Raw genomic sequence first — 12,736 nt, 5'->3', positions numbered from 1 at the left:
CTGGCCCTGAAACTCGATGACGCGAATCCGACCTACCATTTCGAACTGGGTGAAGTGTATTACAACCTGCAGATGCTTGAGGAATCCCTGGAAGAATATCTCCAGACTGTCAAGTTCAATGCCGATTTCGTGGATGCCTACATCAGACTGGGCAGCATCTATTTCAGACAGGGCGATTACGAACAGGCCAGGAAAAACCTGGAACGTTCTCTGGCTATCGATAAGAACAATGCCAAAGTGCACTATGAACTGGGCGTGACGTACGAGGAATTAGGGATGAGCATGGAAGCGATCGGGGCATATGAGCTGTCCCTTAAAATCAATCCTGATTTCATCGATGTGATCTACCGCCTCGGCGGCATCTATAAATCCAAAATGTATTTTGACAAGATGGTGGAACTGTTTAAAAAAGCCATTGAGCTGCGGCCGCGCGACCCCATCTTCTACTTCGAGCTGGCTGAAGCATATCGCAGCCTCGGCAAGAACGGAGACGCGATCAGGAATTACGAGAAATCCCTCAACCTTAATCCGCAGTATCTGGATGCGATTTACAGCCTGGGAGAAATCTACTGGGAAATCCAGGATTTCGACAATCTGGAAACCGTCTACAAGCGCACACTGGAACTTTTCCCGAACAATATCAAAGCTCATTTCGAGCTGGGTAAACTTTACAAGAATAAGTACCTGGTGAATGAGGCGATCACTGAATTCCAGCGGGTGATAGCACTTGACTCAAACCACATGGAAGCAAATCTGATGCTTGGCGAAATCTATGAAGAAACAGGCATGCTGGATGACGCCATTGCGAGGTACGAGTCAGCGCTGAAGATCGACGACAAACAGGGTAAGCTTTATTTCCATCTGGCTACAGTTTATGAGAAGAAAGGAATGGTGGATCAGGCCAATAAATATTACCGCCGAGCGAGTGAACTTGATCCGGAAAATGCCAGGGTTTATTTCAAGCTGGCTCTGGAAGACGAGAAGAAGGGCAACCTGCGCAATGCCGCAGAACGGCTTGAGAAGGCCCTCACCCTGGACACTGAATTCGTGGAAGCCCAGGAAAAACTGGCGGAACTTTACTATCAGCTGGGAGACGATCCCAGAGCCATCAAAGCCTTCAACCAGATGTTGAAAAAGGTCCCGGCGGAGAAAATTGGAGTCAACACCTATTATCATCTTGCAGATTCCTATTTCAAGCTGAAGAATTATGATGAAACCATCAAGACCATTACCAGGGTTATCAATCGTTTCAAAGGTCAGCTCGAACTCCAGTTCATGCTCGGCCGCTGCAAATTCGCACTCGGCAAGTATCAGGAAGCGATCAAACTTTATCAGGAGCTGGTGGAAAACAATTACAAGAATTCCACACTTTTCCTCGAACTGGGTGAAGCCTATCTGAAGCTCAACCAGACCGAGAAAGCCATGCTGGCATTCAGAGAAGCCATCATTCTCTCGCCGCAGGACAGCAATGTCTATCTGAGAATCGCACGTAAGTATAAAGAGAAGGAACTGCTCAACGAAGCCATGGTGATCATCAACAGGGCGATCGAGATCGACAGGAACGATGTGGCTCTGCAGATCGAAAAGGGCAGGATCCTGGCGACTCAGAAGCGGTACGATGAAGCCCTGGAGGAATACGAGAAATTGTCCGCGAGCTATCCGAACAATCCTGAAGTCAGATTCGAACTGGGTGAAATTTACAGCATCAAGGGAAGGGAACTGGAAGCCCTGGAGGAATTCCAGAAGATGGAAGAGCTTGCCCCTGGAGATCCCAAAGTTCACTACCTGCTCGGGGAAAGTTATGAACGCAAGGGAATGACTGAAAAAGCCCTTGATAAATACAGGCAGATTCTCAGGATCAGAGAAGATTACGCCCCTGTCTATATCAAGCTGGCCAGGATCGCCACCAACCAGGAAGAATTCATCAAAGCCGTCAACTACTATCGGAAGTATATCGAGCTCGAACCCTCCAGCACTGAAGGCTTCCGCGGCCTGGCGAACGTTTATGAACATCTCTCTGAATGGGACAACGCCCTCGAATATCATAAGAAAGTCTTGAATTTCGAACCTTACGATATGCCTGCGCTTGAACATATCGGCAAGATTTACCTGAAGATGGAAATGACTGAAAAAGCTCTGGAAACATTCCGGAAGCTGCTTGAACTCAATCCTGAAAAGGCCGAGTATTACATGATCCTTGCCAATGTGGAATTCGAAGGAAAGAGTTACGTCGAAGCATTGCGCAACTACAAAAAAGCCTTCAGTCTCGGCGAAAAGAGCATCGAGGTCGAGGAAAAGATCGGCGAACTTTACATTCTGCTCAATGAAACAGACCTGGCTTTCGACGTTTTCCAGTCGCTGATCAAACGGCGTCCCAACGACATCGCGCTTCGATATAAAATTGCCAGCATCTATCAGAACAGGCAGAAGCTCGATCAGGCCGTGCTGGAGTATAAGAAAATCCTGGAGCTGAAATATGACGAACGCGAAGCACACAGCAAGCTGGCTCAGATTTTCAAGATCCAGGGAAAGTTCAACGAGTCAGAAACCGAATTCGAGAAAGTGCTGAGCCTTGGCGAGAAATCGCCTCAACTTTATGTGGAACTTGGAGAACTGTATTACCGCAAGGGCGAACTGGAGAAAGCCGCCAAATTCTTTGAGCAGACCAAGCAGGAATTCACAGGCAATCTTGATGCGTGCAGATATTTAGCCAGGATCTACAGCGACCTGAAGATGTATCAGAAGGCGATTGAAGCTTTAGAATCCCTGACTGAACTTGAACCGGACAACATGGAAAATTTCAAAAACCTCGCCAATTTCTACTACATGAAGAAAAACTACGACGAGGCCATCAAGATGTACAAGAAGATCCTTTCCAAAGAGGATACTGATTTCAACATCTATCTTCAGCTGGCCAATTGCTATATCGAAAATGGCGAACTGGACAAGGGACAGGATGTGCTGGAAAAAATCCTGGAACTGAAACCCAATTTCCTCGAAGCCAAACTGTCGCTGAGCAGGATCTTTGCCATCAAGCAGCATTTCGACCAGGCCATCAAGAAACTGCGTGAAATTATCGAGCATTATCCTGATTTCCTGCCTGCCCACATCGAACTTGGCAAGGTCTACAACCAGAGTAACCTTCTGGACAAGGCAGTGATTGAATTCAAGTATGTCCTGGAGAAAGAGGACGGAAACATCCCGTCCAGGATCGAGCTGGGAAAGGTCTATGCAGCAATCGGAAATTCATACAACGACGAATTGATGATCAGCAATGCCATCAATGAATTCAAGATCGCAGTGGAAAAAAACTGGAAAACCTGGGAAGCACATCTGGAACTCGGCAAGCTGTATGTGGGTCGCGGAGTCAACGAGGAAGCTCTGGTGGAATTCAAGGCAGTGCTGGAAGTCGAACCGGAATGCGAAGAAGCGCTTAAAAATTTCCGTCAGCTGCAGCGTCACAAGCAGAGTGCAGTGATTGAGGAAAAATTCAAGAAAGCCAAGATCTACAAGGAACGCGGGCTGGTGGAGAATGCCATCCGTGAGTACGAGGAAGCGCTGAATCTGAATCCGGAATATCCTGAAACCTATCTGGAACTTGGCAGGATTTACTATGAACGGGACGTGGTCGACAAAGCCCTGGAATGCCTTGAAAAGGTCAAGGCGTTTTCACCTGAACTGATCGAACCCTATTTCCTCGTCGGGCAGATTTACTCGAAACGCGGTCTGATCGACAAGGTAATCGAAGAATATTCCAAAGTGCTGGAGCTGGATTTCAACAATACTGAGGCGCATTTTGAGTTGGGGAAAGCTTACTGGCTCAAAGGTGATCTGGACCCGGCCATCAAGGAGCTGAAAGAAGTCTTGAGGAAAGACGACGAAAACGTGCCTGCTCTCGAAAAATTAGGCGAGATCTATAAATCGAAAGGTTTGGTCAACGAGGCCCGCGCCTGTTTCGACGTGATCCAGAAGGTGCAGCCGGCCAACAAGGCTGCCCAGGAATTTTATTCGCAGCTTCAGGCCAGGGAAACTTTCAAGGAAGTGCAGAAGGCTGTTGATGAGGCCAAACAATTCGAGGAGAAAAAAGACTTCGACAGTGCGATCTTTAAATATGAATACGTGACGGATCTCGACCCGACAAACCTTGATGCCAACTACAGGCTGGCCAGGCTGTATGACCAGAAAAACATGTTTACCAAAGCTTATTTCACCTACCAGCGTATCATCGATATAGATCGGGATTTTAAATACCGCGATGTTTACATGAGAGCTGGTATACTCGCAGAGCGGCTTGACAAGCCGGATGAGGCAGTGAGCTTTTTAAAGAAAGCAGTGGAATTCTTCTCCGACAATATCGAACTTCGCATTATGCTGATCAATCAATATAAGGAAATCTATCTCAAAGAGACAGACACTGAATATGTCGAGGAAGTCCACAAGGAACTTAAGGAAAAAGCCAAACTCGACCGGACCGGACTGGCCCATTTCGAACTCGGATACTTCTATATGCTCTTCCCGGAAAACAGTCTGCAGGAGCCGAATTTTAAGGACAAAGCTGTGAAAGAACTTGAAAAATCCCTGGAATCGAAAAAGGACGAGCCGCGGATACTGAACACCCTGGCCAAGATGTATGAACGGAAAAATCAGACTGAGAAAGCCATCGAGATTTTCCAGAAAATCCTGATGATCGACAGCGAGGACAAAGACACTCTGTATTCACTCGCTTCCCTGTATGAGCGGAACAAATTGTATAAGGAAGCATCCTCTCTTTACGACAAGCTGCTGGCAGCCGATCCGAAGGACGGAGAGGCGATCATGAAGAATGTCGATATTTTCTACAATATCCACCTCAACGAGGAGGACAAGGGCAAGAAATTCTTTGCCATGATCAACAAGCTCAAGGAAGAAGCCAAGAGTGTGTACAACGACCCTGTGGCCTATCTGAAGCTCGGGTATGCTTACTACAAGCTCAATCCGGGTTTCGGCTTTTCCGAAGAAGCCAAGGAGAACGCTATCTCAGCCTTCAACATGGCGATCTCCATGGATCCGGATTATCTCTGGCCATACTGGGGTCTGAAAATGATTTATATCAGAGCTTCCGTCGAAGGCCCCCACATGTACAACGAGGCGATCGAAGTCTGCCAGCGTGCAGTGCAGCGCTTCCCTGACAACTGCAAGGCTCACTATGAACTGGGAGAGGCCTACAACGAGAATTACGATGTCAATATGAAAGAAGAGGCCCTCAACGAGTATAAAAAATCCCTGCAGCTCAACAGCAATTTTATTGAAGCGCATTACAAGCTGGCCGGCATTTACAGAATAAAGAACATGTATAACGAGGCCATCAAGGAATACAACAAGGTCATCGATATGGATCCTAACAGCGTATTCGCCAAGGATGCCAAGAGAGCCCTGGTGCATATTGAGAGAACAAGAGCGTCTGCATAATCTTCGTAAGGGCGCAGCATGCTGCGCCCTTACATTTCATCTGGAAATCCTCGGCTGCCCTAAAAACCAGACTGATGGGGAAGGGCTAAAACGGCTGCTGCTCGATGCAGGTTTCAGATCCGGCAGCATTGATGAGGCTGGATTTTACCTGATCCTGACCTGCGGATTCATCGAATCTGCAAAAAAAGAAGCCATTGACGAGATTTTGAAAGCTGTTGCAGCCAAAAAAAGAAAGCCAGAGCTGAAGATAGTGGTGATGGGATGCCTGGCAGAGCGCTATTCAGAAGAACTATACACGGAAATACCCGAAGTGGACGCTGTCCTGGGTTTATCGGAAAATCACAGGCTTGTGACGCATCTGAAGCGCATCTCTGAAGGCGGAAGATTCTATAGACGCGGTGCAAAGTCCGACTACCAATTCAATCTGATCAGGGAATTAGACCACAGTAGAAAATTTGCATATCTGAAACTTTCAGAAGGTTGTGATAACCGCTGCAGCTATTGTGCGATACCTTCGATCAAAGGTCCCCTGCGTTCCAGGAAAGTCAGTGACATCCTCTCTGAGGCGAGGCAAATAGACCAGGCTGGATTCAAGGAGATCATACTGGTGGCGCAGGATTCGACCAGATATGGATTCGACCTGGCCGGAAAAACCCTGTTGCCTGGTCTCTTGGAAAACCTGGCCGGTGAAACGACAATCCCGTGGATCAGGCTGATGTATGCACATCCTGCACATCTTGATGCTGAGACAATTGAGATTTTCAGGAAGCTTCCGGACCGGCTTCTGCCATATCTGGACCTTCCAATCCAGCATGCGGACAGCAGGATCCTGAAACTGATGGGTAGGAATTATGCTGAAAAGACTTTGACTGATCTGATTAAGCGATTGCGTGATCAGATCCCGGGTTTAGTGCTTCGCAGCACTGTGATGGTCGGATTCCCGGGCGAAGGGCGGAAGGAATTGCAGACATTGCTTCGGTTCATTGAAAAGATCAAGCTGGAACGGGTAGGGGTTTTCAGATACTCTCCTGAAGAAGGCACTGCATCCTACGAAATGAAGGCACCATCGGCACGGGCAGCCGCAGCACGCGAACAGCGGATACTGACTTTACAGGCTGGAATTTCAGCTGAATTTAATCAGAGCCGTCTGCATCGGAAATACAGGGTTCTGGTCGAAGAAAAATTGGAGAATCTGCCTTTTGGATATCAGGGAAGAAGCTTTGCCGAAGCACCGGAAATTGATCCTGTGATATTTTTTAACAGCAGAAAAAAATTGAAGTCTGATTTTACTGATGTCATAATTACCGGAGCGCAGGATTACGACCTGGAAGGAACTGCATGCTGAGGAAAATCATCACTCTTGGCGGACTCGGCGACCTGCCTGCTCCCGGCACCTGTGGGTCTGTGGCAGCCCTGCTGCTTGTATTTTTAAAAAAATCTCCTCTTAATTGGATTGCCTTTCTTTTTACCACTCTGATCTTTACCTTTCTGATCCAGATGACATCCAGCGAATTCGAAGAAGATGACCCGGGATATGTCAATGCGGATGAACTCTGCGGAATGTGGCTGGCATTGCTGATTTCCGGGAGCCGAAGTCTGCCCGAGGTGATCCGCACGTTCATCTTCTTCAGGATTTTCGATATCAGTAAGATTTTCCCGGTGAATCGAGCAGAAAACGTTCCAGGCTCAGCCGGAATCATGCTCGATGACCTGGTAGCCGGCGCTATGGCCGGCGGATTGGAGTTAGTATGGAGACACCTTCGATAAAACTCCATATTTTGCATGAAAGGGTAATTGTTCAGCAGATCCGATGGAAGAGTTTTGTTAGTGCTCCAAGAACCTCTAACAAAATGTCATTCCAGGAGATAGCGTAAAAAACATTTTAAGAGGTTCTATGGACAAAAATCTCACAATGGAAGTGATTGCAGGCTTTTTCAGATCCAACCGGCTGAAACTTTCGACAGCAGAAAGCATTACTGCCGGACTTGTCTCAGCAGGCATTACCACGCTGCCAGGCGCATCGACTTTTTATCAGGGGGGATTCGTGGCTTACACCAGGTCCGCCAAAAAAAAGATGTTGAAAATATCCAGACCGTTTTTGATCAGGGAAACTCCGTATTCATTGAAATTCGCGGAAAAAATGGCTCTGAATGCCAGAAAGCTTGGCTGCGCGCACGTCTGCCTCGCTGTCACTGGCCTGGCCGGACCGGGAAACGATAACTCGCCTCAGGAGGTTCTTGTCGGAGATGTTTTCTTTGCCATAGCCCTGAGTAACCGATATGTAATTTCCAGGAAAGAAATTTTTCCGGGCAACAGGGAAGAGATTAGAACTAAAGCCGCAGCTGCTGCCCTGGAATTTCTGCGCGAAACATTGGAACAGAATCAGACATTAATCTGTCAGATTTATAAGAAAAAAGTGTCGAGGCTGCAACCTTGCGCTGAGAAATAACTTTAAGGATTAACTGTGAAAACGTATCGTGAACTGTTCCGGGAAATATATCTTTTCTACAAAGGCCGTTTACACGAACCAAGGCGCGAGGCCGAACTGCTGCTTTCCTATCTGCTTGACCGCAAGGTTGCCGAATGCTATCTGGAGAACCCTGAAGTTCCTGCTGAAACCGAAAAGCAGGCGCTGGAGATCAGCCGGCTGCGAGCCCTGGAAAAGATCCCGCTCGCCTATCTGCTCGGCAGGTGGCATTTTTACGGCCAGACCTTTGCAGTGGATGAAAATGTGCTGATCCCGAGGCCTGAGACCGAGCAACTTGTGGAAACCGTTCTGGAGGACAGGCAGGGAGGCAGTCTGAAATGCCTCGAAATCGGAGTGGGGAGCGGCATCATCATCCTGACTCTGGCTCTCAAGCGTCAGGGCTGGAATTTTACGGGTATCGACAGGAGCCAGGCGGCACTTGAAATCTGCCGGAAGAACAGCCTGTCTTTTGGTCTGAATAATGTAACCCTGCTGGAAGCTGATATTGCAGCTTTTGCTCCGCAGGATAAATTCGATCTGATCATCAGCAATCCACCATATGTTTCAGCCGAGCGCATGATATTTCTATCTGCCGAAGTGAAGAAGGAGCCGGAAATTGCCTTATTCGGAGGAGAAGACGGCCTGGATTTTTACCGGATCATTTCAGGATTCTCTGAGCAGCACCTGAACCCGAGCGGCGCGGTTTATCTGGAGATCGATGATAATCAGAAGGAACCGCTGGAAGAAATCTTCGGCTCATTCGGAAAAAGACGATTTTACAGGGATTACGCTGGATTCTGGCGGATCATGAAAGTCATGCTGTAACTAGTGGCGGACCTCCCGGTCGGGCGGTCTGGCTGTAACGTTTGCATTGAAAATCGTTTGTTGTTATAATTAAAATGTATTAAGTAATAAGTGCTGGAGGGGAGTATGAAGTACAAAAACTTTTCTTTTATCATCTTTATTAGTTTTATTTTTATTTTTAATTCTAATTTAATTTCCGCTGAACGACTGCAGGTTATTTTTTCAGACACTGATTTCAAGTTTGTCCAGCAGGTCGCTGATGCTTATAAATCCCTGCCTGCCGATGTGCAGGAAAAGCTCAAGCCTGTGCTTCTGTCGCTCGCTGACGGCCTGAACAAAGGTGTAACTGCCGGCATCTTCAAAAAAGAGGACGCGGACAGGATCATCGCCATGTTCAAACTGAACGCTAAGGGACCTAACGCTGCCATCCTGGCAGCCCAGAACTGTGACTGGAATCTGCTGGACATCCGTGACGCCGCCCGCAAAACCCACCTGAATCTGACTGAAGTCCCGATCGTCTGGGCCAAGATCGCCGAGCAGATGCCTGGCCAGAAAATCCCGCAATGTCCTTCATCCGGCACACCCAAATCCTATGTGATCGTTAACGGAAAATCGAATGCTCCCTGCGTGAAATGCACCATGCACGGGATGAGTTATCAGATCAATGAAAACTCAAAGGCAAAGGGTGAGGAACGTGTGCAGGTGGTCCTGAACGAACAGGACTTTGCGAAAATCCGGATCTTAGCCGACTGGTACCAGAAACTGCCTGCTGAAGCCAAGGAGAAACTGAAGCCGACACTCGCCTGCATCAAAGGCGCGCTCCTGAAGGCTGCTGAAGCAGGGGTTCTGAAGAGCGCGGACGTGGACAAGATCATCGCCATGTTCGCAGGCAAAGGGTCGGATGAGACAGACAGGCTGCAGGTGATCCTGGAACAGAAGGACTTCGATTTCCTGCAGAAGGTGGCGAGCCTCTACATTCTGATGCCTGACGAGACAAAGGCCAAGCTGAAGCCGTATCTGGAGAAGGCCAAGGATGCTCTTCTCAAGGCTGCTGCTGCGAACATCCTGAAAAAAGAGGATGTGGACAAAATCCTCCAGATGTTCAATCTCAAAACAGGGGGGAACCATCCTGTAGCTGAATGGCTTGTGAGCCTGATCAACAGGATAGTGGCCATCTTCGACCAGCAGAAGGAACTCGTAGCCAAGGGTGGTACTGAGCAGGCTCAGATCGACGCGCTGCTTAGTGAGGCAGAGGACGGGGTGAACGAAATGGTCAGCAGGCTGCAGATCCTGCTGGACCAGAAAGACTGGGACGCGCTGCAGAAAGCAGCGGCAGCTTATACACTGCTCCCGGACGACATCAAGAAAAAGATCCAGCCCGTGATGGAGCAAGTGAAACAGGCGCTGCTTTCTGCGGCAAAAGCCGGGGTATTGAAGCAGGATGATGTGAACAAAATTTTACAGATGTTCAAGATTTAGAAGCTGTTAAACCTGAGCATTGCGAAGGTTTTACAGCTTCTTAACCCCCGAAACAGGATTTGTGGAACAAATTCTGTGTAGTGGGGTGAACTTTAGCAGGTGGATGTTTGAGTAACTGTTTATCCAAGAGCTCCGCAAGGGGCTCTTTTTATGATGTTGATGCATTCTGATGCGCCTGTTTCAGTGCATTCCCAGGTAGAATTGAATCATTAAAGGTATAATGAGGAATAATGTTCAGGAAACATTTCTTTTCATTTTTTTTGCTGGCATGCGCTTTCATGCAGCAGATCGCAGCAGCGGATTATCCTGTTGCTGAAAAAGCAATCGCAGAGCTTTTAAAAAACAGCCATGCTGCCACGATCCTGGCAGTGGCAGTGAAAGACGGGAAGATCGTCTGGGAAGGCGCTTACGGCCAGTCTGATGTCACCCGCGGGATCAAAGCGAAGCCTGACACAATGATCCGCGTGGCCTCGATCTCCAAGACTTTCACCGCAACTGCGCTGATGACGCTTTTTGAGCAGGGTAAATTCCAGCTCAACGAAGATATCAGCACAGCGCTCGGATATAAAGTTCGCAATCCGAACTATCCGGATACTCCAATCACTTACCTCCAGCTGCTGACACACACGTCAAGCATTGTGGATTCAGACTCATACGGCAGCCTGATCAATGCCACATTCAGCGGAACAATTCCATCAGTAAAGGAATTCCTGGTGCCAGGAGGCAAATACTATTCAAAATCCAATTTTGGGAGTTACAAGCCTGGTTCAGGCACTTTTAATTATTCCAACTTCTGCTTCGGCCTGCTCGGTACTCTGGTGGAAAAGCTCAGCGGAAAGAGATTCGATATTTTCGTCAGGGAAAACGTGCTGTCCAAGCTTAAGATCAGAGGCAGTTTCAACATTCAGGACATCGCTGATATCAACAAAGTGGCTGTCTGCTACAGGTACAATGCTTCAGGCCCGCAAGCCTCAACCGATAATTTCGGAGGGGTAAAGCCTGCTGCTCCCAATCTTTCCTCCTACAAGCCAGGCACAAATGCCATGTATTTCGGCCCCCAGGGTGGCCTCAGGGTCAGCGCTCGCGATCTGGCAGCCTTCATGCTGATGTTCCTGAACAAGGGGACTTACGGTGACAATCAGATACTCAAGCCGGAAACTGTCAGCCTGATGCTGGAAAAGCACTGGGAAGGCAATGGATTCGGCGGGCTGTATAAGAAGAAGGGTCTTGGCATACACATCACGGACGATTTTGTCCCAGGCGTGGAAATGTACGGCCATGTCGGTATAGCCTATGGCATACGCAGCGACATGTATTTCAGCCCAGCAAAAAACTCAGGCATGGCCTTCATCCTCAATGGCGCCAATCCGGCCCAGTCTGGCGTTTACACTGATGCAGAAGAGCGGCTTGCCCAGATCATAGCAAGCGAAATACTGGGGCTGTGACAGTTCGTTTGATTCAGTAAAAAATTTATAAAACATTTTTTTCATTTCACCGAACTTTTTTGCTGCTTTTGCATTATCATGTCAGAAGGTGCAGAAAATGGAAGAATTAAAAACCAAAACAAGCAGAGAAGAGCAGTTCGAGCAGGTCTTTAACCTTTATTTCAGGAAGATCATGTTCTACTGCCTGCACCTTGTCAGGGATGAAGCTGAAAGCTTTGACATAGCCCAGGAGGTTTTCGTGAAGGCTGCACAGGAAGAGAGATTTTTAGCGGAAGGATTCCAGGTCAAACCATGGCTTTACAAAGTAGCCAGGAATGAATGCCTGATGTTCTTCAGGGAGTGGAAAAAGTACCTCTCATTCCTGAACCTGTATCGGAACTCCGAATACCACGAGGATTACCTTGAGAAGAACGAGAGATACGAGGAGCTGAATAAAAGCCTGGATAAACTGCCGAAAAAACTGAAAAGCATCCTGTACCTGAAATATTATGAGGATCTCAGTTACGAGGAGATCGCAGAAATCGAACAGGTGCCAGTAGGCACAGTCAGGTCCCGCCTGGCATATGCCAAGGAACAGTTGAAAAAGGAGATAGGCCATGATTGACAAAGATTTTTACCAAGAACTCTCTGAGAATCAGCCGGAACTTAAGACTCCATCCGGACTGGGCAGGCAGGTGCTGGAAACAGCCAGGAGCAGGGAGCATTTCTGGAACTGCTTCCACGGAGTAGTGCTTTCCACTCTGGCCCTGTTCATCACTTACAGCCTGTTCGGAGACATGCTGGTGTTCAGAATCAATCCCCAGGCCTTTGCTTATCAACTGGCAAACCTCTCTGAAAATCTGAATTCAATGCCCAGTCTGCAGCTGGATCTGACCTGGCCGGTAATCCTGACCGGAATGATCCTCGGCGCATTAATTTCAACGGTTATGCAGTTTGGAGAATATTTTAAATACGGCAGAATGCATTTGTTTTCCCTGAGGGGCGGGTTTAATACCCGCCCGCCGAAGGCCATGCGAAATGTGCGTTCAACCCGGATGGGCCCGTCCAGGTGATTATAGGAGGATACTATGAAAAAGAAAAATGTAGTCCGTTT

General features: G+C 48.0%; 9 protein-coding genes. All 9 read left to right on the top strand.

Going from position 1 to position 12,736, the window contains the following annotated elements; translation table 11 throughout:
* A partial coding sequence (locus tag PHW04_18265) for a tetratricopeptide repeat protein (protein MDD2717836.1) occupies nucleotides 1–5,448 on the top strand: 5,448 nt, incomplete at its 5' end.
* Nucleotides 5,423–6,793: a 30S ribosomal protein S12 methylthiotransferase RimO gene (gene rimO, locus PHW04_18260; protein ID MDD2717835.1), complete on the top strand. Its 1,371-nt coding sequence runs from the start codon at nucleotides 5,423–5,425 to the stop codon at nucleotides 6,791–6,793. The genes PHW04_18265 and rimO, both read left to right, overlap by 26 nt.
* On the top strand, nucleotides 6,787–7,215 hold the full coding sequence (locus tag PHW04_18255; GenBank protein MDD2717834.1) for a phosphatidylglycerophosphatase A: 429 nt from the start codon (nucleotides 6,787–6,789) through the stop codon (nucleotides 7,213–7,215). The genes rimO and PHW04_18255 overlap by 7 nt, the downstream gene beginning before the upstream one ends.
* 127 nt (nucleotides 7,216–7,342) lie before the next feature.
* A complete protein-coding gene (locus PHW04_18250) occupies nucleotides 7,343–7,897 on the top strand; it encodes a CinA family protein (protein MDD2717833.1) in 555 nt (184 codons plus the stop codon).
* 15 nt (nucleotides 7,898–7,912) lie between these two features.
* On the top strand, nucleotides 7,913–8,740 hold the full coding sequence (gene prmC, locus PHW04_18245) for a peptide chain release factor N(5)-glutamine methyltransferase (protein MDD2717832.1): 828 nt from the start codon (nucleotides 7,913–7,915) through the stop codon (nucleotides 8,738–8,740).
* A 105-nt stretch (nucleotides 8,741–8,845) separates the two neighbouring features.
* The gene (locus PHW04_18240; protein MDD2717831.1) at nucleotides 8,846–10,198 is read left to right on the top strand and encodes a hypothetical protein; all 1,353 of its coding nucleotides are present in this window, start codon (nucleotides 8,846–8,848) and stop codon (nucleotides 10,196–10,198) included.
* Between the two features lie 230 nt (nucleotides 10,199–10,428).
* Complete coding sequence (locus PHW04_18235; protein MDD2717830.1) at nucleotides 10,429–11,643, top strand: serine hydrolase; 1,215 nt, start codon at nucleotides 10,429–10,431, stop codon at nucleotides 11,641–11,643.
* A 97-nt stretch (nucleotides 11,644–11,740) separates the two neighbouring features.
* The gene (locus PHW04_18230; GenBank protein ID MDD2717829.1) at nucleotides 11,741–12,247 is read left to right on the top strand and encodes an RNA polymerase sigma factor; all 507 of its coding nucleotides are present in this window, start codon (nucleotides 11,741–11,743) and stop codon (nucleotides 12,245–12,247) included.
* Entirely contained in the window at nucleotides 12,240–12,695 is a 456-nt protein-coding gene (locus PHW04_18225) for a hypothetical protein (GenBank protein ID MDD2717828.1), read from the top strand. Before PHW04_18230 ends, PHW04_18225 begins: the two co-directional genes overlap by 8 nt.
* Nucleotides 12,696–12,736: the final 41 nt, after the last annotated feature.

It is taken from the genome of Candidatus Wallbacteria bacterium (genome assembly GCA_028687545.1).
GTDB lineage: Bacteria > Muiribacteriota > JAQTZZ01 > JAQTZZ01 > JAQTZZ01 > JAQTZZ01.
Note: the sequence above shows the minus strand (reverse complement) of the source record. Positions and strands in the feature narration are given on the sequence as shown.